The organism is Cycloclasticus sp. (assembly GCA_040743155.1).
GTDB lineage: Bacteria > Pseudomonadota > Gammaproteobacteria > Methylococcales > Cycloclasticaceae > Cycloclasticus.
The window spans coordinates 2,373,771-2,395,628 of sequence record JBFLJU010000001.1; the positions used below are offsets into that span (position 1 = coordinate 2,373,771).

At 43.8% G+C, this 21,858-nt stretch carries 20 protein-coding genes; 15 read left to right on the forward strand and 5 right to left on the reverse strand.

All coding sequences use genetic code 11. The annotated features are described in order from the left end of the window. The first annotated feature begins 40 nt into the window (after positions 1–40). The gene (locus tag AB1Y31_11370; GenBank protein ID MEW4983778.1) at positions 41–805 is read left to right on the forward strand and encodes a divergent polysaccharide deacetylase family protein; all 765 of its coding nucleotides are present in this window, start codon (positions 41–43) and stop codon (positions 803–805) included. A gap of 127 nt (positions 806–932) precedes the next feature. Here AB1Y31_11370 and AB1Y31_11375 read toward each other — a convergent pair whose 3' ends face one another. Beyond that, positions 933–1,367, reverse strand: a complete 435-nt coding sequence (locus tag AB1Y31_11375) for a DUF934 domain-containing protein (protein MEW4983779.1) — start codon at positions 1,365–1,367, stop codon at positions 933–935. After that, entirely contained in the window at positions 1,354–2,997 is a 1,644-nt protein-coding gene (locus AB1Y31_11380; GenBank protein ID MEW4983780.1) for a nitrite/sulfite reductase, read from the reverse strand. The genes AB1Y31_11375 and AB1Y31_11380 overlap by 14 nt, the downstream gene beginning before the upstream one ends. A gap of 111 nt (positions 2,998–3,108) precedes the next feature. On the opposite strand from AB1Y31_11380, the gene AB1Y31_11385 reads away from it, so the two are divergent. Genes AB1Y31_11385 through AB1Y31_11395 form a run of 3 tightly spaced genes read left to right on the forward strand, consistent with a single transcriptional unit; the run spans position 3,109 to position 5,293 of the window. Beyond that, the gene (locus tag AB1Y31_11385) at positions 3,109–4,251 is read left to right on the forward strand and encodes a homoserine O-acetyltransferase (GenBank protein MEW4983781.1); all 1,143 of its coding nucleotides are present in this window, start codon (positions 3,109–3,111) and stop codon (positions 4,249–4,251) included. Further along, positions 4,248–4,850 (forward strand): methionine biosynthesis protein MetW, encoded by a 603-nt coding sequence (gene metW, locus AB1Y31_11390; GenBank protein MEW4983782.1) that lies wholly within the window; start codon positions 4,248–4,250, stop codon positions 4,848–4,850. The genes AB1Y31_11385 and metW overlap by 4 nt, the downstream gene beginning before the upstream one ends. Then, the gene (locus AB1Y31_11395) at positions 4,847–5,293 is read left to right on the forward strand and encodes a DUF4426 domain-containing protein (GenBank protein ID MEW4983783.1); all 447 of its coding nucleotides are present in this window, start codon (positions 4,847–4,849) and stop codon (positions 5,291–5,293) included. The genes metW and AB1Y31_11395 overlap by 4 nt, the downstream gene beginning before the upstream one ends. Before the next feature lie 29 nt (positions 5,294–5,322). On the opposite strand, the gene AB1Y31_11400 is transcribed toward AB1Y31_11395, so the two are convergent. Beyond that, entirely contained in the window at positions 5,323–6,858 is a 1,536-nt protein-coding gene (locus AB1Y31_11400; GenBank protein MEW4983784.1) for an MFS transporter, read from the reverse strand. Positions 6,859–6,869: 11 nt separating this feature from the next. Next, positions 6,870–7,649 (reverse strand): exodeoxyribonuclease III, encoded by a 780-nt coding sequence (locus AB1Y31_11405; GenBank protein MEW4983785.1) that lies wholly within the window; start codon positions 7,647–7,649, stop codon positions 6,870–6,872. Between the two features lie 147 nt (positions 7,650–7,796). Between AB1Y31_11405 and rpmE the strand changes: the two genes are divergently transcribed. The 3 genes from rpmE to AB1Y31_11420 all read left to right on the forward strand — a co-directional run bounded on the left by rpmE (position 7,797) and on the right by AB1Y31_11420 (position 10,924). After that, a complete protein-coding gene (gene rpmE / locus AB1Y31_11410; GenBank protein MEW4983786.1) occupies positions 7,797–8,003 on the forward strand; it encodes a 50S ribosomal protein L31 in 207 nt (68 codons plus the stop codon). Positions 8,004–8,113: 110 nt separating this feature from the next. After that, positions 8,114–9,541 (forward strand): M48 family metalloprotease, encoded by a 1,428-nt coding sequence (locus AB1Y31_11415; GenBank protein MEW4983787.1) that lies wholly within the window; start codon positions 8,114–8,116, stop codon positions 9,539–9,541. A 90-nt stretch (positions 9,542–9,631) separates the two neighbouring features. Then, positions 9,632–10,924, forward strand: a complete 1,293-nt coding sequence (locus AB1Y31_11420; GenBank protein ID MEW4983788.1) for a citrate synthase — start codon at positions 9,632–9,634, stop codon at positions 10,922–10,924. 61 nt (positions 10,925–10,985) lie between these two features. Here the strand turns inward: AB1Y31_11420 and AB1Y31_11425 are convergent, their stop codons facing one another. After that, the gene (locus AB1Y31_11425; GenBank protein MEW4983789.1) at positions 10,986–13,466 is read right to left on the reverse strand and encodes a penicillin-binding protein 1A; all 2,481 of its coding nucleotides are present in this window, start codon (positions 13,464–13,466) and stop codon (positions 10,986–10,988) included. Between the two features lie 255 nt (positions 13,467–13,721). Between AB1Y31_11425 and AB1Y31_11430 the strand changes: the two genes are divergently transcribed. The 8 genes from AB1Y31_11430 (at position 13,722) to AB1Y31_11465 (ending at position 21,808) form a co-directional block, all read left to right on the forward strand. Beyond that, positions 13,722–14,783, forward strand: a complete 1,062-nt coding sequence (locus AB1Y31_11430) for a pilus assembly protein PilM (GenBank protein MEW4983790.1) — start codon at positions 13,722–13,724, stop codon at positions 14,781–14,783. Continuing rightward, positions 14,783–15,337 (forward strand): PilN domain-containing protein, encoded by a 555-nt coding sequence (locus tag AB1Y31_11435; GenBank protein MEW4983791.1) that lies wholly within the window; start codon positions 14,783–14,785, stop codon positions 15,335–15,337. The genes AB1Y31_11430 and AB1Y31_11435 overlap by 1 nt, the downstream gene beginning before the upstream one ends. Continuing rightward, the gene (locus AB1Y31_11440; protein ID MEW4983792.1) at positions 15,338–15,922 is read left to right on the forward strand and encodes a type 4a pilus biogenesis protein PilO; all 585 of its coding nucleotides are present in this window, start codon (positions 15,338–15,340) and stop codon (positions 15,920–15,922) included. Between the two features lie 62 nt (positions 15,923–15,984). Beyond that, positions 15,985–16,461 carry a pilus assembly protein PilP gene (locus tag AB1Y31_11445; GenBank protein ID MEW4983793.1) on the forward strand — a complete coding sequence of 159 codons (477 nt, stop codon included), beginning with the start codon at positions 15,985–15,987 and terminating at the stop codon, positions 16,459–16,461. A 42-nt stretch (positions 16,462–16,503) separates the two neighbouring features. Continuing rightward, the gene (locus AB1Y31_11450; protein MEW4983794.1) at positions 16,504–18,561 is read left to right on the forward strand and encodes a type IV pilus secretin PilQ; all 2,058 of its coding nucleotides are present in this window, start codon (positions 16,504–16,506) and stop codon (positions 18,559–18,561) included. A gap of 191 nt (positions 18,562–18,752) precedes the next feature. After that, complete coding sequence (gene aroK, locus AB1Y31_11455) at positions 18,753–19,271, forward strand: shikimate kinase AroK (protein ID MEW4983795.1); 519 nt, start codon at positions 18,753–18,755, stop codon at positions 19,269–19,271. Positions 19,272–19,279: 8 nt separating this feature from the next. After that, positions 19,280–20,359 carry a 3-dehydroquinate synthase gene (gene aroB, locus AB1Y31_11460; GenBank protein MEW4983796.1) on the forward strand — a complete coding sequence of 360 codons (1,080 nt, stop codon included), beginning with the start codon at positions 19,280–19,282 and terminating at the stop codon, positions 20,357–20,359. Then, the gene (locus AB1Y31_11465) at positions 20,360–21,808 is read left to right on the forward strand and encodes an SPOR domain-containing protein (GenBank protein ID MEW4983797.1); all 1,449 of its coding nucleotides are present in this window, start codon (positions 20,360–20,362) and stop codon (positions 21,806–21,808) included. Positions 21,809–21,858: the final 50 nt, after the last annotated feature.

The window sequence follows — 21,858 nt, forward strand, 5'->3', positions numbered from 1 at the left end:
AGGGCAGGGCGCTATCGGTAACTTTTCTGAAAAAGAGGGTGTGCGGCACTTAGTCGTCGTTATAGTCATGATGATGCTGGCTTTTGCACCTACCGGCAGCGAAAGTGCGGGCGATAACTCACCGGCTGTGGTGAGTATTATTATTGATGATATTGGTTACCGGCTTAAGCAAGACAGGCAGATGATTGAGCTGCCGGGTAAATTGACCTACGCCGTGCTACCTAATGGGCCAAAGGCCAAGCAATTGGCAAATTATGCACACCAGCTAGGCAAGGAAGTTATTTTGCATATGCCGATGCAATCAACACTTGGGGCGGTCGCGGAGAAGGGCGTGCTGGAAGTTGATATGGGTGAAAAAGAGGTCGTTAATGCCTTGCGTGAAGCGTTTTCTAAAGTGCCCCATGCTGTTGGTATGAATAATCACCAAGGCAGTTTATTAACAAGGCATCCAGGTCATATGGCGTGGGTGATGAAAGAAATGGCTAAAAAAGATTACTTTTTTATCGATAGCCGCACGTCAAAACAATCCGTTGCTGAAAAAATAGCCAAGGAACAGCGCGTTCGTGTACTGAGGCGGGATGTTTTTCTTGATCACGATGTTGATATGTCGAGTATCAAAGCACAATTTAATGAGCTCATCAAAAAAGCCAAGAAGAATGGCGCTGCGATAGGTATTGGTCACCCACACCCTGAAACAATAGCCGTTCTTAAAGAGCTGTTGCCCACGTTAGAGTTACAAGGCATTGTGCTTGAGCCAATTTCATACCAATTTCAACAGCAAGCTACTCAGCTGGTTCTTCATTGACGCGTCATAGCGCAATAAATGCGTCAGCTTCACTTCTAGTTTCTTCTCATCGTGTGTGGCTTGCATATTAATTTGATAAATTAGTATGCAATGAGCATAAAAACTCTACTGTAGAGAGGCTGGCTCGTTAAAAAATGCTAAATTCGTCTAATTTGCTAAGCGCTAATTGGGCAGACTTTTCGTTAGCTAATTCCAGCACATCAAACCCTACGCGTGCTAAATACAACGCTTGGTCGGGCAGTATATCGCCGGTAGCTCTTAGTTCTTGCGCGTACTTACATTGCTCGCGCAGTGTTTTAGCAAGTGAGTAACCGCGGCCGTCGGCAAACGTGGGGAAGTTTATAGCGATAAGCGAAAAATACTGGAGGTCGTCGATAAAGGACTCTAGGCCCTCATTTCCGTCAACTAGCAGCCCTAGTGAAGATTTTTCTGAGATTAGGTCGCTTTTATTGGCCTGCCAATAGGCTAAATCAACGATGTTATGGCTGCCATGTAAGTCCTGCTCAGCGGCTTGATAGTGCCAACTGTCGTCAATAATTTGTTTGTTTTTAATGAGCGTCATACACTCGATCCTTAAAGGGTTTTAGCCCGATTCGTTTTAGTGTGGTGGCGAATTTTTCATTCTCTGTGCGATTTTCTTTATAGACTTGAACGATATCGTCAATAGCATCGACCACAGAATCTTTGGCGATGGCTTTGCCTAATCTGTCGCCAAGCTTACTTTGATGGCTATCTGAGCCGCCAAGGGTGAGTTGATACCACTGCTCGCCTTTTTTATCAACGCCCAAAATGCCAATTTCGCCGATGCTGTGATGGCCGCAACCATTCATGCAGCCAGACATTTTTAAGCTGATATCGCCCATGTCGATGGCACTTTCAGTAAAGCGATCGGTAATGCCTTGAGCAATGTCAATCGAGCTGGCGTTAGCTAGGCTACAAAAGTCTAGACCGGGGCAACAAATCATATCGGTAATGGTGCCGATATTGGCGGTGGCGAGGTCTTGCTCTTGCAATTGCTGCCAGAGTGCATATAAGTCGCTTGATTTGACATCGGTGAAGGCCAAATTTTGGTCGTGCGTGGTTCTAATTTGTCCGAAACTATAGCGATCAGCCATGTCGGCAACTTGTTCCATTTGCTCTGTCGTGACATCGCCAGGCGCGCGGTTTGGCGATTTTAGTGATAGAAAAACGACTCGATAACCGGTTTGTTTGTGTTCTTTCGTGTTTTGTTTGAACCATTGACGAAATAAGCCGCTGTTTTCTAAATGCTGCTCCAGAACCTCGTCCGTTGATGTTTCGTATTTAAACGGGGTGAAAAAGTGCTTAACACGCTGAATTTCTTCTGCTGAAAGGGTTAGCTCTCCGTTTCTAATAGAGGCCCACTCAGCTTCAACTTGTTCTTTAAATTTATCTAAACCTGTTTCACGCACAAGAATTTTAATACGTGCTTTGTATTTATTATCGCGACGACCAAAACGGTTATAGGTTCGCAAAATAGCCTCAAGATACGATAGTAGGTCGGCTTCGGCGATAAAAGAATTGATGGTTTGCCCGATTACTGGGGTTCGCCCAAGGCCGCCGCCAACTAAGACTTCAAAACCAATATTCCCATTAGCATCTTTTTTAACGTGTAAGCCAATATCGTGCACTTGAGTCGCTGCTCGGTCTTTTGGTGATCCGCTAACGGCTATTTTAAATTTACGCGGCAGGTATGAAAACTCTGGGTGTAATGTTGACCATTGACGAATGATTTCGCAATACGGTCTTGGGTCTTCAATTTCATCAGCGCAGACACCCGCTAGTGGATCACTCGTGACATTTCTTATGCAGCTACCACTGCTTTGAATGGCGTGCATCTGGACGCTTGCAAGGTCGGCAAGAATGTCAGGCACTTGCTCAAGGGCAGGCCAATTGTATTGAATGTTCTGACGAGTGGTGAAGTGCCCGTAATCTTTGTCGTATTTATGCGCAATATGAGCAAACATGCGAAGCTGTTTACTTGATAACAAGCCGTACGGTATATTGACGCGCAGCATCGGTGCGTGAGTTTGAATGTAGAGCCCGTTCATAAGGCGCAACGGACGAAATTGCTCTTCTGTTAGGTCGCCACTTAAGAATCGTTTGGTTTGATCGCGGAACTGTTCAACGCGTTCGTTGACGAGAGTTTGATCAAATTCGTTATACAAGTACATGTTATTATCGCTATCTAAGACGCGGTTAGTTTAGTTTAGATCGGCGAATATAAAGGCTTTTTCATATGATTAAAAATAATATTAATTGATATTTATATAACCTAAAAGAATATTTTGTCTAAAATACCAACAGATTCAGTGGGCATTGTTCGGCCCGAAAAGCTTCATTTTGATGAGCCTCTAGCATTGGTGAGTGGAAAAAAAATTGAACAATACGATATCGTGTATGAAACGTATGGCACGTTAAACGCGCAGGCTGATAACGCAGTATTAGTTTGCCACGCGCTATCAGCGGATCATCATGCGGCGGGTTACCACAGCGACGAAGACGCTAAAGCAGGCTGGTGGGAGATTTGCATCGGCCCCGGAAAAGCGATAGATACAAATCGTTTTTTTGTGGTGTCTCCAAGCAATCTTGGGCATTGCAGTGGGTCGACTGGGCCGCGTAGCGTGGACCCAAAAACCGGCAAGGCATACGGCCCAGATTTCCCCATTGTAACGGTGGTTGATTGGGTTAATTATCAAAAACGTTTAGCCGACAGCTTAGGTATTACGCAGTGGGCGGCAGTTGCAGGCGGAAGTCTTGGTGGTATGCAGGCGCTGCAATGGGCGATTCAATTTCCTGAGATGATACGGCATAGTATTGTGATTGCCTCGGCACCCAAGTTATCCGCGCAGAATATTGCATTTAATGCAGTGGCTAGGCAAGCGATTATGAGTGACCCTGATTTTCACGAAGGTCGGTATTATGACCATGACACGGTGCCGACGAGTGGCTTAAAAACGGCCAGAATGCTAGGTCATATAACTTACTTATCAGACGACGCGATGGGCGATAAGTTTGGTCGTGAGTTGAAAGGCGATAAACTCAATTATGACTACGGGGTGGAGTTTCAAGTAGAAAGTTACTTGCGCTATCAAGGCGAATCATTTGTTAGCCGGTTTGATGCGAATACCTATTTATTGATGACTAAAGCGCTGGACTATTTTGACCCCGCGGATCAAGAAGGGGGCGATTTGGCCGCCGTTTTCAAAAAAGTTCAAGCAAAATTCTTCTTAGCATCTTTTACAACGGATTGGCGTTTTTCACCTGCGCGTTCACGAGAGATTGTCAGTGCGTTGGCAGACGCCAAGCGCGAGGTGAGTTACCTAGAGTTTGAGTCAAACCACGGTCATGATGCGTTTTTAGTGAAAAATGATGACTATATTGATGCATTTAGTGCCTATATGCAGAATATTGAGGTGTCTAAATGAGTGAGTTAAGGCCCGAACTACAGAAAATTTGCGAATGGATTGAACCGGGTTCTAGAGTGCTTGACTTAGGCTGTGGTGACGGAGCTCTTTTAGATTGGTTGCAACGAAACCGCCAAGTGACGGGGTATGGAATTGAAATCAATCAAAAAAATGTTCTGAGTTGCTTAAAAAAGAAGGTGAGCATTATCCAGACGGATTTAGATGCGGGTCTAACGGATTTTGCAGATGCATCGTTTGATTACGTGATTATGACGCAGGCCTTACAAGCGCTTCAACGGCCAGATAAAACGTTGGAAGAAATGCTTCGTGTCGGGCGAAAGAGTATCGTCACCTTTCCTAACTTTGGCTTATGGCGATGTCGATTGTATTTGTCTATAAAAGGGCGTATGCCAGTCTCTAAGGCGTTGCCGGCAGAGTGGTACGACACAAAAAACATTCACTTATGTACGGTGAATGATTTTGAGCGATTTTGTGAGCAACGCTCGATGGTCATCTCTAAGAGAGGTATCGTCGACTATAATCACCAGCCTAGCGCGCTAATGAAACTATGGCCAAACCTATTTGGCGAGGTAGCGCTGTATCAATTGGATGAAAAATGATCAAGAAACTTAAGAAATATTGCGTGTTACTTTTATGTTTAATGCCGACAGTCAGTACAGCGGATAACGCTTATGTTTTTGGCGATTATATTGTGTATTACAACGCATTTACAGCAGACACATTGCCGGCACAAATGGCGACGGCTTACGGCATTTTAAGGAGTAAATATAAGGGTGTCTTGAACCTTTCTATTCAAAAAAAGCAGAACCCGGGGAGCTTGCCTGAGCCAGTTAATGCAAGAGTTGAAGTGGATGCCATTAACCTTGTGGGGCAATTAAAATCTCTGGATTCAAGGCGGGTAACAGAAGGCGCGGCGATTTACTACATCAGTGAATTTAGGGTGTCTAATAAAGAGAGGGTTACGTTTAATATCCGCTTGAAGCCCGAGGGCGAAACAAAATGGTTAGACTTTAGCTTTAAACGCCAGTTTTATATAGACTAACTAAGCCGTGAAGGCTTGATTTCCTTATACTATTTGTCCAGCTTGAAGTGCTTATTGGCGAAAGCAATTAAAACCAAGACGGGCAAGCCCATTAGCGCAGTAATAAGGAAAAACTGCTCGTATCCCAGTGACTCAACCATAGAGCCTGAATAGCCGCCGAGTATTTTAGGAAGCAGTGTCATTAGCGAACTAAAAATAGCGTATTGAACGGCGGTAAATGAAACGTTGGTTAAGCTTGATAAGAACGCAATGAAGGCGGCGCTGGCGAGGCCGGCGGATAGGTTGTCGGCAGAAATGACTATATAAAGCATCGGCATGTTATGCCCAACTTGCGCTAGAAGCATAAATAACAAGTTTGTTAGCGCAGACAATACCGCGCCAATAAATAAAATACGCATCACGCCAAAGCGCAATACTAGTAGACCGCCCAGAAAGCCGCCGACAAGTGTCATCAGTAGGCCAAATGTTTTGACGACGCTGGCAATTTCAGGCTTTGTAAAGCCTAAGTCTTGATAGAAAAGGTTAGAGATAACGCCGAGAACGATATCAGAAATCCGGTAGAGGCCAATCAGTGCTAATAACAACCATGCCAATGACCAGCCGTAGCGGCGGAAAAAATCGTTGACGGGCTCGATGTAGCTTTTAGCAACAAGGGAATATGAAATAAGGCCGCTAGAAACGAGGGTATAGGCAACGATGCTGGTTACAAATAGGCCAATTGCTAAACGCAGAAATTCGATGAAAGCGCTTGCCAAGGGTGCATTGGCTAAGAGAGAAACCAAGCCGGCTTTTGCAACGTTGGCGACAGTCGAGCTTAAAAGATAAAAAGTGATAAAGCTGGCGACGGCCAATGTGAAGAGCATTAACAGCTGTAAGTGATCACGTTTATCGTGAAAAAAGTCGTTATGTACTTGTTTGTTAGGTTCGGAAATACTGAGGGTTGTGACAACACCAATGAGCATAAAGCCGGCCATTGAGAAATAAGTGCCCTGCCAAGCGATATAGCTATAGCTGGCTAAGCTGGAGCCAAAATAGCTGGCCAATAATAAAGCGCCAGCGCCGGATGTGATCATGCCGATGCGATATCCTGCGATATAGCTAGATGACATTAACGCTTGCAGGTCGCTTTCGGCAGACTCAATACGGTAGGCGTCTATAACAATATCTTGGGTGGCGGACGAAAAGCCGAGCAAAATAGCGGCAAAGGCCATCAGGGTTAGGCTGTCGTGAGCAGGGTTTATGGAGGCGATCAGAGCGATGGACAATATAATCATTAATTGAGACAGTAAAATCCAGCTCCGTCGATACCCTAGCCAATGAGTTAAAAAGGGTAGCGGCAATTTGTCGACCAAGGGCGCCCAAACAAATTTAAATGAATAGCCTAGAGCCGCCCAGCTAAAATAAGTGACGGTGGCGCGTTCAATGCCGGCCTCACGTAGCCATAAACCCAAAGACGAAAAGATCAGTAATAGTGGAATACCAGCAGAAATACCTAAAAAAAACATGGTAATGACGCGCGGCTGAGAGAAAGCACGAATGGATACTAACCAGCTAGTCTGTGCCATAGGTTGGGGCATTATGAGGTTGCGGGAATCTCGTAATCAATGATTAAGGGGGCGTGATCAGAAAAACGCTGATCTTTATAGATAGATGCGTCGGTTACCGTATCGGCGAGGTTACGTGAAATAACCTGATAATCAATTCGCCAACCGGTGTTATTTGCCCATGCTTGGCCTCGGTTAGACCACCAGGTGTACTGATCGGCTTCTTGATTAACGAGCCGGAAGGCGTCGCCCCAAGCTTCAGCACCGAATAACTCATCCATCCAAGCGCGCTCTTCAGGTAAGAAACCGGAGTTCTTTTGGTTTCCGCGCCAGTTTTTAATGTCTATTTTTTTGTGGGCGATATTCCAGTCGCCGCAGATAATGTGCTGCTTACCATCCGCTTGTTTTTCGCGTAATACGGGGATTAGTCGATCCATGAGGTCATATTTGAACGCTTGGCGTTCTTCTTTTGATGAGCCTGAGGGCATATAAATAGACGATACACGAAGATCGCCAAAGGCGGCCTCGATAAACCGGCCTTCACTATCAAAGTCTGCCCAACCGATTCCTTTCGTGACGTTATCTGGTTTCATTTTGGAAAAAATGGCAACACCGCTATAACCTTTCTTTTCAGCGGGGTGGTAAAAACAGTGATAATTGCTCGGCCAGAAGCTATCAGCCGTGAGTTGGTCTTCTTGAGCCTTTATTTCCTGTAGGCAAAGAACGTCAGCATCTAATTGCTTCATCCAGTCAAAAAAGCCTTTCCGTTCACCAGCGCGAATGCCGTTTATATTGATTGAAACAATTTTCATGTGGGTATGTGCTTATAAATGAATAAAACGGATATCATACCGAACACAGGTAACAATGAAAGGGCTTGCTAAAATGCGGCATTTTTCGTATGATGCGCGACCGAGCAAGGGACAGAGTTGTCCCGACACAAGATTTTAGAGAATACTATGAAACCAGATACACATCCTGAATATAACGAAGTTGCCGTTACTTGCAGTTGCGGTAATGCTTTTAAAACTAGTTCAACGCTAAGCAAAACAGAGTTGCATATTGAATCATGTTCAGAATGCCACCCGTTTTATACTGGTAAACAACGTATTGTTGATACTGCTGGTCGTGTTGATAAGTTTAACAAGCGTTATCAGCGTGGGTAAATAGGCGTTCAAAAACGTATAGTCAGAAAAATGCTACCTTATAGGTAGCATTTTTTTTGCCTGAAGATAATGGGAGTAAAGATATGTTGAGCCGGTGCTTTTTTATAATAATGGCTTTATTGCTAGTGAGTGGGTGTTCAATTAACCCCGCTACGGGTCAGCGTGATTTTGTTTTAATGTCAGAACAGGAAGAATTGGCACTAGGGCGCAAGCACAGTCAGCAAGTATTAAAGGAATACCGTGTTTACGATAAGCCATCACTTCAACAGTACATACAATCGGTAGGTGATCGGGTAGCAGCTGTCAGCCATCGGCAGAATTTAATCTATCGATTTACGTTACTTGATAGCACCCAAGTGAATGCATTTGCATTGCCGGGTGGCTACATTTATATCACGCGTGGAATGTTGGCTTACCTTAATAGTGAAGCGGAATTGGCGGCGGTATTAGGGCACGAATTGGGCCATGTTACGGCAAGGCACTCGGTTCGTCAGCATAGCTTATCGACCGCGACTAATGTCTTGGGCGGTTTGATAGTGTCAGCTTCAGGGGTGCAAGGCGTTGGCCAATTAACCAATATATTAGGCACGGGTATAGTAAGGGGTTACGGGAGAGAGTATGAGTTAGAAGCCGATGGCCTAGGCGTCGAGTACCTTGCTAAGGCGGGATACCCTGCAGCGGCAATGCGCCAAGTGATTGTGACGCTGAAGAATCAGGAGTTATTTGATAAGAAGCTGGCGCTTGAAGAGGGGCGTGAACCGCGGGCATATCATGGTGTTTTTTCAACACACCCTGATAATGATACGCGCTTGCAGCAAGTTCTGGGGCGAATTGGGCAGGGGCTTGCAACCTCGGCAAGTGATAAGCAAGATATAGGGTTTTTAAAGAAGTTAGACGGTTTAACGTTCGGTGACAGTGAAAAAGATGGAATAGTTCGTGGGCGTCACTTTTATCATCCAGATTTGAATTTCAAGTTAAGGTTTCCAGCTAATTGGCGAATTTTGAATAGGCCTGGCTCTATAGCAGGATCCGCTCCGCGCAATGAAGCCTTTATACAGGTAAGGCTGGAGGATTTAAATAAAAAAATAACGCCGAAAGAGTTTCTGAGCACGAGGCTGGGGATAGGGAAAACGGTCAGCGAAATGGCGCTGTCGGTCGAGGGATTTTCAGGCTATATGGCCGTTGTTGAGGGTAAAACACCGTATGGGCAGGGTAAGGTGCGTGTGGCGGTTTTATTCGAAGGGTTGAGGGCGTTTGTATTTTTCGCGGCGGCAAAGCAGGCCGATAGGTTTGAATATATTGATTCGCTAGTTCTTAACACCATCAAAAGCTTTTCGGCACTGAATCCTAAAGATAGGAAGGTAGCTAAAGAGTTGAAAGTCAGCTTGGTTAAGGTGAGTCGGCGAAATAGGAAAATGGCTAGCATTGCGAAAAAATCACCGATTAGCCATCATTCGGAAGATCAACTTAGGCTGTTAAATGACTTTTTCCCCAAAGGAGAGCCCAAACTAGGTGACCTCATCAAGATAATTCGTTAGAATTGCCGGTCAAGTTTTGAAATTAATTTAGTGATTGCACAGTAATGTGTGCAGATAGCGCAAGCGCTATAAATGAATAAGGAGTTATAGATGTCATCAAAGAGTTTAACGTTAACAGATAACACAACGGGGAAAAGCGTAGAGTTACCATTGTTAGAAGGCACGCTTGGTAATTCAACTATTGAAGTAAAAGGGATTCCTGCTGCGTTAGGTTACTTTACACATGATCCAAGTTTTGGAACGACGGCTAGCTGTGAAAGTGATATTACGTTTATTGACGGTGATAAAGGTATTTTGTTACACCGTGGCTATCCGATTGATCAGTTGGCGGAGAACAGTAATTACCTAGAAACGGCTTACCTGCTTCTACATGGTGAATTGCCGACGACAGAGGAGTTTGAGTCTTTTAGTACGATTATTCGCCGTCATACAATGATTAATGAGGCGTTAAAGAAATTCTTTGATGGTTTCCGTCACGACGCTCACCCGATGTCGATGATGATGGGTGTTGTTGGTTCATTAGCTGCTTTTTATCATGAAGGGCTAAATATGAATGATGAAGAGCACTTGATGATTTCTGCGCATAGGCTGATTTCTAAGCTGCCTACAATTGCAGCGGCGTGCTACAAACACTCAATTGGTGAGCCGATTGTGTACCCGCGTAATGATTTAAACTATTGTGAAAACTTGTTGCACATGATGTTCTCTGTGCCCTGTGAAGAATATATCGTCAGCCCGGTTGCCGCTAAAGCACTCAACTTATTATTTATTTTGCACGCAGATCACGAACAAAACGCAAGTACATCAACGGTTAGGTTAGTGGGTAGCACAGGCGCAAATCCATTTGCGTGTATTTCAGCGGGTATTGCCGCGTTATGGGGTCCTGCACACGGTGGTGCTAATGAAGGTGTGTTAGAAATGTTGAGTGAAATCGGCAGCGTTGAGAACATTCCTAAGTATTTAGCAAAAGCAAAAGATAAGAACGACCCGTTCAAGCTAATGGGCTTTGGCCATCGCGTGTATAAAAACTTTGACCCTAGAGCAACGATCATTCGAAAAGTTTGTTATGAAGTGTTGGAAGAAACAGGCACGGAAGACCCAATGTTTGAGTTAGCGATGAAACTTGAAGAAATCGCATTAAAAGACGATTACTTTGTTGAGCGTAAACTATACCCAAATGTTGATTTCTATTCGGGTGTTATTTATAAAGCACTTGGGATTCCTGTGAGCATGTTTACGGTGATGTTTGCATTGGCAAGAACGTCAGGTTGGGTTTCTCATTGGTTAGAAATGATGGCTGATCCAAATGGTCGAATTGGTCGCCCTCGTCAGTTATATAAAGGTGCACCAAAACGTGATTATGTCTCTATTGATAAGCGTTAATATTTGATAGGGCACAGTAAAAAACGCACCGTTTGGTGCGTTTTTTTTATGGCTATAAGTTTTAGAAAAGTTCTTCGAGGGTTTGTTGTTCGGCAGTAGAGTCTCCAGCTTCACTACCTTGGCTGTCTGATAGAGGGGCATTTTCTTCTCGGAAGTATTCAAAAATAGCCCTTTGATTGGAGGGTTCCGTTTTCAAGCCAGTTTCTGGGTCAATCAAAAGACCGACGATACCGTCTGGCTGCGCTAGAGGGATATTTGGCGTGTTCTTAAGTGATTCCCTCATAAAGTCGATCCAAATGGGTAAGGCCGCGCGCCCTCCGGTCTCTTTGTTGCCTAGCGGCTTGCTGTTATCAAAACCAACCCAGGCAACGGCAACCAGTGAAGGGTTGAAGCCATTGAACCAAGCATCTCGTTGGTCGTTGGTTGTGCCTGTTTTCCCCGCTAAATCTGAGCGCCCTAGGCTGAGGGCTCGTCGCCCTGTTCCGCGTTTAACTACGTCTCTTAATAAAGAGTTAATAAGAAAGTGGAGTTGGGGTGAGATGACGCGCTCAGCTTTTTTTATAAGCGGTTCATTAAGGCCGTTAGTTGATGCGTTGTCCTCTACGGGAGTGGGCATTTCTAGAGGCGTTGTAATGCTTGATTCTGGTGTAAGTTCATGTTTTTGTGGCCCCGGATCATCGTCACCGGCAATGGCAGGCTCGGCCTTAAATAACTCGTCGCCAGATGCGGAAGTCACTCGCTCAATAAAGTAAGGGGTGACGCTGTAGCCGCCGTTGGCAAAGACGGAGTATGCGGTTGCCATTTGATAAGGGTTTGCGCTGCCGCTGCCAAGAGCGAGCGAAAGGTTACGGGGTAGGGCAGAGGAGTCAAAACCAAAACGGCCTGCAAAGTGCCGGACGTGCTTTATGCCTATGTCCCTGAGAATGCGGATAGAAACGAGGTTTCTGGAATGAATTAATGCTTCACGCATACGTGTCGGACCAAAAAACTTGCCGCTATAGTTTTGCGGCCGCCATTGCTGCTCGAGGCCAGCATCATCAAAAACAACAGGGGCGTCGTTAATTAGAGTTGCCGTTGAGTAGCCTTTCGATAAAGCGGCAGAATATAGAATAGGTTTAAAGCCAGAGCCGGGCTGTCGTTTGGCTTGAAATGCACGATTAAATTTGCCTGAATAGAAGTCATAGCCGCCAACAAGAGAGGTCAGGGCGCCATCAAGAGGGTTCATCGATACCAAGGCACCGGAGACGTTTGGTACTTGAGCCAGCTCGAAATCATCCTTGTTGAGTTGCTGGCGTATTCGAATAATGTCACCAAGGGCCAAAATGTCCGCAGCAACTCTCGGTTGTTTCCCCTGTTTGTTTTCATTGATATATGGCCAAGCCCACTTTAAATTATCCCAAGCAATATCGACAGTAAGATGAGTGGAGGTAGTGACGGTGATGCTTTTGTCCGACAGGGCGATAACAATGGCGGGTTCAGTTTCACCAATTTTCTTATAAGCAGATAATTGGGTTAGGTCTAGCTCGCTTGAGTCAGCTTCGTTAGGCTCAATATGCCCTAAAATTCCGCGATAACCGTGACGTTTATCATAGTCGTGTAGCGCGTTTCTAACAGCGTGGTTGGCAGCGTTTTGCTGTGAACTATCTATAGTGGTGTACACATGCATACCAGCGGTATAAATGTCGTCACCATACTGCTGATGCATGTCTTTGCGAACCATTTCCGCAACGTAAGGGGCTTCAAGTTCGACAGAGGCGGAATGCAAGCGAGCAGTAACGGGCTCGGTAATAGCGGCGTCAAATTCGGGTTGATTTATATAGTCAAGGCTAAGAAGCCGATTTAGTACGTAGTTACGCCGTAATAGGGCTCTTGCAGGATTGGTTATCGGGTTGAACGCGGAAGGTGCCTTTGGCAGCCCAGCTATCATTGCTTGCTGAGCTAGAGAAAGTTCAGATAAAGTTGAATCGTAGTACACCTTGGCGGCAGCGGCAATGCCGTAAGATCGGTGGCCTAGGTAAATCTTATTTAAATAAAGGGTTAGGATTTCTTGTTTGCTGAGCTGTTGTTCAATGATAAAAGACAGTAGTATTTCACGAACCTTTCTTCCGTAAGTTTTTTGCTTGGAAAGAAAGAAGTTTCTTGCTACTTGCATGGTGATGGTGCTGCCACCCTGCTTCTTTTTGCCGGTCAGTATGAGTTGACCGGCGGCACGTGCTAGACCAAAAAAGTCGACGCCAGAATGTTGAAAAAAGTCTTTATCCTCAGCGGCAAGGAATGCATTTATTTGAATTTGTGGAATGTCGGCGTATAGCGTCGGGATGCGTTTTTTCTCTCCAAACTTAGCGATGAGCAGGCCGTCTCGACTGTATACGCTCATGGGTGTTTGCAGTTGAATGTCCTTTAATGAGTTAACATCAGGCAGGGCGGGGATGACGCTGAATTTGATATAAAGCCCGACAAGGCCAGCGAGAGTCAGGACGATAATGATCAGCCATTTTAAAAGCTTTTTAAAAGATGATTGCGTTTTGGGCTGTTGCTTCATGCCGTTTTTAGGTGTAAAAGTAAGGTGTGAGTTAAGTAATGCTGTACTATTGTATTAGCATTGTGAAGGAAATCACATAAACCTTGGCTTAATGAACATAACTTAAATAAAAACAGCAAATATTTAAAAGCAAGGCTATACTCTAAGAAAACGTTGTTAGTTGTTGATTTTTGGCTTGATTTCGTTGTATTTTAAAGTATATAAAAGCTCTTTGTGTCATCACGGAGACGATAAAAAAGAGAAGGGAAAAAAAGGATGTCTTTTTTCAAACGTAACAACCCTAATGTTTTGGGCATTGATGTCAGTACAACGGCTGTCAAGCTGATAGAGCTCAGCCAGCATGGCGCACGCTATCGAGTAGAAAGCTATGCAGTTGCACCTCTCCCCGAAAATGCCGTTATTGATAATAACTTTGCTGATATTGAAGCGATTGGTCAAACACTCAGTAAGGTTGTAGAGCGTTCGGGGACAAAGCTGAGGCAGGCAGCGGTTTCGGTTTCAGGCTCTGCTGTCATTACAAAGATAGTGACCATCCCCGAGCCAGAAAATGACGAAGAGCTTGAAGCTCAAGTTGAAATGATAGCCGACCAATATATTCCCTATTCACTTGATGAGGTTAATTTAGACTTTAGCGTTATTGGCCGTAATGAAAAGAATGCGGGGATGATAGATGTTCAGCTAGCAGCGTCAAGGCGTGAAAATATAGATGATAGGGTGGCCGTATTAGATTTGGCTGGACTTAAGGCTAAGATTGTTGACGTAGAGGCATATGCTTTAGAAAATGCTTACGGCCTTTTGCAAAGTTCTTTGCCCGACTATGGTTCTGATGCGACGATTGCCATCGCAGATACCGGTGCTAATGTAACAACGCTCAATATTGTTCATAACAATAGAGTTATTTACTCGAGAGAACAAGGTTTTGGCGGTAAGCAACTGACAGAAGAAATTCAGCGGCGTTATGGCCTTTCGTATGAAGAAGCGGGTATGGCCAAAAAGCATGGAGGATTGCCTGATAGCTATATCACCGAGGTGCTAGACCCATTTAAAGATGTCATGTGCCAACAGATTGGGCGTTCTTTGCAGTTTTTCTTCTCTTCTAGCTCTCAGCACAGCGTAGATCAAATAATTCTGTCGGGTGGGACATCGTCGCTACCGGGTGTTGACGCGTTGTTGGAAGAAAAGCTTGGAACACCCGCTACTGTTGCGAACCCCTTTTCTCAAATGACATTAGCGGCAAAGGTGAAGGCTCAGGCGCTAAGTAATGATGCACCCGCAATGATGATTGCAACGGGTCTTGCATTAAGGAGTTTTGATTAATGGCTAAAATTAACCTTCTTCCATGGCGTGAAGAGCTGCGTAAGCAGCGGCAGGTCGATTTCTTAATATTTTTGGGGGCCGGGGTTCTGGTATCTGTCATGATTATGGCAACGGTGCACTTTTCGATAGAAGGGCTGATTGAGACCCAAAATAACCGTAATCGCTTTATACAGAATGAAATATCGGTTTTGGATAAAAAAATTAAAGAGATTGAGGCGTTGGATAAAACAAAAAGCCGGTTACTTGCTCGAATGGAAGTAATCCAGCAGTTACAAAGTAGCCGTCCAGAAATTGTCCACATGTTTGACCAATTGGCAAAAACGGTTCCGGAAGGTGTTTACTTAACCAAGTTTAACCAAAATGGCAAAAATCTTTCAATTGCGGGTAATGCGCAATCTAACACAAGGGTGTCGGCTTATATGCGTAGCTTGGAGCGATCTCCTTGGCTCAAAGGTACGGATTTGAATGTTATCCGCTCCAAAGGTGTTGATGCAAATAGCTTTACCCTAAAGGTTGCCCAAGCTAAAGTTGGGGAACCCACGGAGGGGAAGTAAATGAATTTAGACGAGATCAATTGGGATTTTAACGAAGCGGGCAACTGGCCGAGCAGCATTAAGGCCGCGGCCATCGTATTGGTGAGTATTATTTTGGTGGGTGCGTGGATTTACTACGACACGCTCGACCAGTGGGATGGTTTAGAGAAGGTTGAGAAAAAAGAGCTCGCGCTAAAGAAAACGTTTGAACGAAAACAAGCAAAAGCGGTTAATCTTTCTGCTTACAAGCAACAATTAAGTGATATGCAAAAGCAGTTCGGCGCGATGTTGCAGCAATTGCCGAATAAGACCCAGATTGCCGATTTGTTGGTTGATGTATCTCAAGCGGGTTTAGCGAGTGGCTTAGAATTTAGTTTATTTCAGCCATCAGGCGAAAGTCGGAAAAACTTTTACGCTGAAAAGCCGATCCGCTTAACGGTGGTTGGTAGCTATCACGAGTTCGGGCAGTTCGTTAGTAATTTGGCTGCCTTGCCACGTATTGTAACGCTCCATAATGTGTCAATAACACCTGCTGGAAAAGGTGGTCGAATGACAATGAATGCCACTGCAAAAACATACCGTTACCTAGATGAGGATGATAAATGATGATCCGCCTTACTCTACATAGATCAATAAAATCATTAGCATTCATAACGTTGCTGATATTCATGTCTGGTTGTGTTAGTGAAGAATTTAATGATTTAAAAGCCTATATTTCGCAAATTAAAGCTAGGCCGGCGACGCCTATTGAGCCAATGCCGATGATCAAATCATACGAGTCTTTTGACTATCTAGCAGAGGGATTACGAAATCCATTTGAAAGACTTGATGAGCCACAGGCCATAGAAGATATGGTCGATGCGGAAGGACCGGGGCCAGACTTAGACCGAGAAAAAGAAGAGCTAGAGGCTTATCCGCTAGATACATTGAGGATGGTAGGTACGCTGTCTAAGAATGGTGAGCTATGGGGGCTTGTGAAGGCGAGTGATGGCGTTATACATCGTGTTCAGGCTGGTAATTATTTAGGCCAAAACTTTGGCAGAATTGTTGGAGTTCAAGATCAACAGATTGATCTTGGAGAGTGGGTGGCAACAACGGCCGGCAAGTGGCGTGAAAGAGAAGCCTCTTTGGCTCTCGTTGAATAATAGAGAGAATTGATAATGAAACATGTAAATAAGGGAAAATTCATGCACAAGTTAAACGCAAGTGGATGGGGTGTAGCAAAGCAAAAGGCCTTGGTGATGAGAGGAGCGCTTGCTTTGACATGTTGGTTTTCAATGTCGGTTATGTCGGCGCAAGCTGCTGTACTAGAAAGTATTCAGTTTTCTGGTTTGCCGGGTAATAAAGTACAGATTGAGTTAGCATTAGATTCGGCCCCAGGCCAAATAAAAAGTTTCAGCACGGATAATCCCGCGAGAATTGCTATAGACCTTTTAGGAACTAGTAATGGATCGGGTAAAACAACCATCCCCATAAATATCGGTAAAGCAGTTAGTGTAAGAGCTCTTGAAGCAGGTGGTAGAACGAGAGTTGTGTTAAATCTTAATGATGCGGCGCCTTATGCAACAAGAGTAGAGGGTAACAGCGTCTTTTTAACAATTGGTAATGTTACGGGTGCTTCAGTAGCAAGCACTGCTAACGCGGTAGTTGTCTCAGCTGAAAAGGCAGTTAGTGGTATTGACTTTAGGCGTGGTGAGGAAGGCGAAGGTCGAGTTCTTGTGAGCCTTACAAATACATCGTCAGTTGTTGACGTTAAACAAGAGGGCGACAAGGTGATTGTAGATATTCATGACACTGCGTTACCGGCCCAGCTAGCAAATAGATTAGATGTACTAGATTTTGCAACGCCCGTTAAGACAATCGATGTGATGTCTGCCGGAAGTAATACCCGGTTATCAATAGCTGCTATTGGCCACTACGAGTTTTTATCGTACCAAATGGATGAGCTGTTAACGATTGAATTTAAACCATTAACAAAGCAAGAACAAGAAGAGTTAGCGGCCGATAAGTTTCCGTATACAGGTGAAAAATTATCTTTAAATTTCCAAAGCATAGAGGTGCGTTCGGTATTGCAATTATTGGCAGATTTTACTGATATGAATCTTGTTGCTAGTGATTCGGTAGGCGGCAGCGTTACGTTACGCTTAAATAATGTTCCATGGGACCAAGCACTAGACATCATTTTAAAAAGTAAGGGCTTAGCTAAACGCATTACGGGTAATGTCATGATGGTTGGCCCGCAAGCGGAAGTAGCCGCTCAAGAGAGATTAGAATTAGAAGCCAAAAAACAAGTTGAGCAACTCTCTCCACTGATAACAGAATTTTTTGAGATTAGTTACGCTAAAGCTGGAAGCTTGATGGGAATAATACAAGCAAGCGGAGGGAGTGAGAAAACAAGGCTAATTTCAGCTAGGGGCGGGGTATCAGTAGACAGCAGAACAAATACACTCTTAGTGCAAGAAACGGCTGAAAAATTAGTAGAGATACGAAAAATTATTGAGCGCCTTGATAGACCAATTCGACAAGTAATGGTTGAAGCTAGAATTGTATTGGCAAACGAAGATTTCAGAAGAGACTTAGGAGTAAAATTTGGTCTTACAGGGCTTGACTATCAAAATGCAGGGCTGGGAACAGGAAATGAGGGAGAGGCCATATTCAAAGCTGGTGAAATAGCCGTGGATCTTTCGACTGCGAGTAACTCATTTGCCCAGTTTACAATTGGTAAGATTGGTAGTGTATTGTTAGACCTTGAGTTAACAGCCTTACAAGCGGAGTTGAAAGGTGAGGTGCTATCAAGTCCACGAGTGGTTACTTTGGATCAGCAGGAAGCATCTATAAGTCAAGGTGTTCAAATTCCTTTTCAGGAGGCATCATCTTCAGGTGCGACTTCTGTAAGCTTTCAAGACGCATTGCTAGAGTTGTCAGTGACTCCACGTATAACGCCAGATGATAGGGTGAATTTGGAGCTTAATATCACTAAAGATTCACCTGACCGCTCTACAAATCCACCAGGAATAAATAAACAAGAGGTTTCTACAACTATTCTAGTTGATAATGGAGATACGGTAATACTAGGCGGTATATATGAGCATTCAAATAGTTCCGGAGTTGATAAAACACCATTTTTTGGGGATTTACCTGGCATAGGAGTGATGTTCAGGAATAACAGAAAGTCAGAGCAAAGAAGTGAGTTGTTATTTTTTGTTACACCTAAAATTTTAAAAGATAATTTAACTATAAATTAAGAAGGCCGCTTTGTTTGGGATAGAGGTTTTATAGCTCCTGTCTTTGTATAAAGCATATAGAAATATAAAAAAAACGGGGCAACGCCCCGTTTTTTTTATGGGCGATGTCGATGCAATTAAGAATAGCACCTAATAGTTATAGTGAGCTCGTGATATAGTTTTACTTACAAGAAACATCTAAAGATTCGCACATGCCAGAAAAAAATAATATTTACCTTGTTGGGCCTATGGCAGCAGGCAAATCGACAGTTGGAAAGCTTTTGGCAAAGCAAATGAATAAGGAGTTTTATGATACTGATACAGAGATTATTAAATGTACGGGTGTCGAAATATCTTTAATTTTTGAGCTTGAGGGAGAAGAAGGGTTCAGAAAACGTGAAACCGAGAAATTACATGCTTTATCTGAAAAGAATGGTGTAGTTATTGCGACAGGTGGCGGTATCATTTTGAAAGACGAAAACCGTGACGTATTGCAGGAAACAGGGTGTGTTATCTATTTGCAGTGTTCGGTTGATCAGCAGTTAAGCCGTACCAAGTTTGATACGAAAAGGCCCTTGCTTCAGATAGATAATCCAAGAAAAAAACTAGAAGAGCTTATGCAGTTAAGAGCGCCAATCTATGAGTCAGTTGCAGATATTGTCATCAGTACAAATAAAACAAACAGTAAAAGAGTGATTAATACCATCCTCGAACAGTTAAATCCTCAATGAAGAAAGAGATGGAAATATTAAAAGTAGATTTAGGGAGTAGAAGCTACCCAATTTATATTGGCGAAACCTTGTTAAGCCATCAGGCTTTAATTGAAAAGCATATTTCGTCAAAACAGGTGCTAATTGTAACGAATGAAACGATAGCACCAATTTACCTAGATCGCTTTATCGCACAATTCCCTTCTAGCGTAGATGTTAAGGCGTCCATACTTCCCGATGGCGAAAAATTCAAAACGTTAGAGTATTTAAACAAGATTTTTGATTCGTTGCTAGAAAACAGGTGCAATCGGCAAGTGACGTTGATCGCTTTGGGCGGTGGTGTCATAGGCGATATGACAGGCTTTGCAGCCGCTAGTTATCAACGGGGGGTTAATTTTATTCAGGTTCCAACAACGTTGTTATCTCAGGTTGATTCTTCAGTTGGCGGTAAAACAGGTGTCAATCACCGGCTTGGTAAAAATATGATTGGTGCTTTTTATCAACCTAAATGTGTGCTGATAGACACGTCGGTACTCTCAACATTACCTGATAGGGAACTAAGTGCGGGTCTAGCCGAAGTAATTAAATACGGCGCGATTTGTGACATAAAATTCTTTGAGTGGCTAGAAAAAAACATACTTAGCCTTTTAGCAAAAGATACAGCTGCACTCGCTTATGCAATAAAGACATCGTGCGAGAAGAAGGCTGAAGTAGTTGCTCAAGATGAAAAGGAATCAGGCATACGCGCTACGCTTAATTTTGGTCATACATTCGGCCACGCAATAGAAACTCACATGGGTTACGGTGAATGGTTACATGGTGAGGCGGTTGCAGTGGGCATGTGCCTAGCTGCGGATATGTCAGAAAACTTGGGCTGGATTTCGTCTGCTAATAGCGCACGCGTTAAAACGTTATGTGAGCGTGCAAACCTGCCCGTTGAAAAGCCAAAAGATATGGACGAGTCAGACTTCATTAGAAATATGAAGGTGGATAAGAAAAATGTTTCTGCATCCATTAGGCTGATTTTATTGAAGGAACTAGGTCAAGCGGCTATTTATGACTGCAATGATGAAGCATTGATTGGCCAAGTAATAAGCAGACAAGGCTAAATGGACTTTAGCCACTCAAATAAAGAATCACGTAAAGAAGAGTTTTTTCCCGTAGAAAGGCAGCAACGGCTTGATTTAATTCTTCATTTAATCCCGAATGCTCGGGGTGTTATTCTTTTGAGGGGGCCAGAAAGATCGGGGAAATCATTTTTTATCACACAGCTTGAAAAACAGGTAGATACAAGCTGGCAGTTCTGTGTAGTGCCGGCAGAAGATTTAATGCAAACAAGTGAGCCATTGCAAATTTTTGCTGATGTATTCGATAACTCAGAAGGCAACAACAAACAAATTATTGTGCGGTTTGAGGCTTGGTCAAAAGCTGGAAAGAAAGTGATTGTTTGCATCGAAGATGCGCAGAAGTTGGATGCGACGAAATTCAAATTTTTGTTCAAATTATCAGATACTTATGACTGTGTGCAGATCATTCTAACTTCCTCGGAGAACTTGGGGGAGACCATAGAGTCGCGTTGTCAGTTGATTGATATCGAGCCCTTTACACAGAAACAAACCACGGAATATGCTAGACAAAGGGTGCATAAAAAGAACCTAGGTATTGTTGATTTGGTGGAGTTAGATGATGTAGTACTTTTTATTGAAACGGGTGGTTTGCCAGGACGAATAAATGATGCGCTTGAACAGATGGGTCATGCAGTGAATCGTAATGAAAGGCGGGTGACAATGCAGTCGATGCCACTGGTTTGGGCGGTAGGTGCGGCGTTAGTCGTTATGGGTTATTTGTTTTTTGGCTTGTACTCAGAGAAAGAAATCGAGCCGCTTGCAAAAAAAATAGAAACAGAAGAGAGACAAAATAATAGAGTTGTGGGCGGTTTGGTGAAGCCATTTACGGGTACTGGAGCGGCTACAGGGCCCGTTAGAAAATCAACAGGGGTACCGGGAAAAGTCCTAGAAGTTGAGACACCAGCGATAGCGTTAACTGCATTACCGAAGCCAAGGCAAAAAGAGGCGCCGAGTGTTGCAAAGACAATAAAAAAGGCCGCGGTTGTTACAATAGAAAAAAAAGCTGAGCGGCAGAGAAATAAGACGGTTAAGACGGAGCTAGAAAAACCGATCATTACAGAGCTGATGGCGAGTTTAAAGGTCGAAAAAACGCTACCCAAACTTGGACCGGTAACGGAATTAACAGTAATTCAATCGAATCACTTATGGATAAACAGCAGAATCAAGAACCATTTCACATTGCAATTAATGAGTGTTTCTACAAAAGCATCTGCTAGTAACTACCTTTCTCAGAATGAAAAGGTTAAACAACTGCATTTTTTCCAACATAAAAGGAATGGCGGTAAGTGGTTTAGTGTGGTTTATGGCGATTTTGAAAATAAAGAAATGGCAATCAGCGCGGCTAGGAAACTCCCTGTCTCCTTGGGGAAGTTAAAACCATGGGTTCGTGACTTTAGGGCTATTCAAAGAGACTTATTCGTTAAAAAATAAATAAACACATAACTATGCAGTTATGTGCGTTTAACTGACAGTTTATTTGC

What these genes read in the sequence shown, in the direction of transcription:
- AB1Y31_11375 (MEW4983779.1), bottom strand. Translation starts at nt 1,367, where the DNA reads ATGACGCTCATTAAAAACAAACAAATTATTGACGACAGTTGGCACTAT.
- AB1Y31_11380 (MEW4983780.1), bottom strand. Translation starts at nt 2,997, where the DNA reads ATGTACTTGTATAACGAATTTGATCAAACTCTCGTCAACGAACGCGTT.
- metW (MEW4983782.1), top strand. Translation starts at nt 4,248, where the DNA reads ATGAGTGAGTTAAGGCCCGAACTACAGAAAATTTGCGAATGGATTGAA.
- AB1Y31_11395 (MEW4983783.1), top strand. Translation starts at nt 4,847, where the DNA reads ATGATCAAGAAACTTAAGAAATATTGCGTGTTACTTTTATGTTTAATG.
- AB1Y31_11400 (MEW4983784.1), bottom strand. Translation starts at nt 6,858, where the DNA reads ATGGCACAGACTAGCTGGTTAGTATCCATTCGTGCTTTCTCTCAGCCG.
- AB1Y31_11405 (MEW4983785.1), bottom strand. Translation starts at nt 7,649, where the DNA reads ATGAAAATTGTTTCAATCAATATAAACGGCATTCGCGCTGGTGAACGG.
- rpmE (MEW4983786.1), top strand. Translation starts at nt 7,797, where the DNA reads ATGAAACCAGATACACATCCTGAATATAACGAAGTTGCCGTTACTTGC.
- AB1Y31_11415 (MEW4983787.1), top strand. Translation starts at nt 8,114, where the DNA reads ATGGCTTTATTGCTAGTGAGTGGGTGTTCAATTAACCCCGCTACGGGT.
- AB1Y31_11420 (MEW4983788.1), top strand. Translation starts at nt 9,632, where the DNA reads ATGTCATCAAAGAGTTTAACGTTAACAGATAACACAACGGGGAAAAGC.
- AB1Y31_11425 (MEW4983789.1), bottom strand. Translation starts at nt 13,466, where the DNA reads ATGAAGCAACAGCCCAAAACGCAATCATCTTTTAAAAAGCTTTTAAAA.
- AB1Y31_11430 (MEW4983790.1), top strand. Translation starts at nt 13,722, where the DNA reads ATGTCTTTTTTCAAACGTAACAACCCTAATGTTTTGGGCATTGATGTC.
- AB1Y31_11435 (MEW4983791.1), top strand. Translation starts at nt 14,783, where the DNA reads ATGGCTAAAATTAACCTTCTTCCATGGCGTGAAGAGCTGCGTAAGCAG.
- AB1Y31_11440 (MEW4983792.1), top strand. Translation starts at nt 15,338, where the DNA reads ATGAATTTAGACGAGATCAATTGGGATTTTAACGAAGCGGGCAACTGG.
- AB1Y31_11445 (MEW4983793.1), top strand. Translation starts at nt 15,985, where the DNA reads ATGTCTGGTTGTGTTAGTGAAGAATTTAATGATTTAAAAGCCTATATT.
- AB1Y31_11450 (MEW4983794.1), top strand. Translation starts at nt 16,504, where the DNA reads ATGCACAAGTTAAACGCAAGTGGATGGGGTGTAGCAAAGCAAAAGGCC.
- aroK (MEW4983795.1), top strand. Translation starts at nt 18,753, where the DNA reads ATGCCAGAAAAAAATAATATTTACCTTGTTGGGCCTATGGCAGCAGGC.
- aroB (MEW4983796.1), top strand. Translation starts at nt 19,280, where the DNA reads ATGGAAATATTAAAAGTAGATTTAGGGAGTAGAAGCTACCCAATTTAT.
- AB1Y31_11465 (MEW4983797.1), top strand. Translation starts at nt 20,360, where the DNA reads ATGGACTTTAGCCACTCAAATAAAGAATCACGTAAAGAAGAGTTTTTT.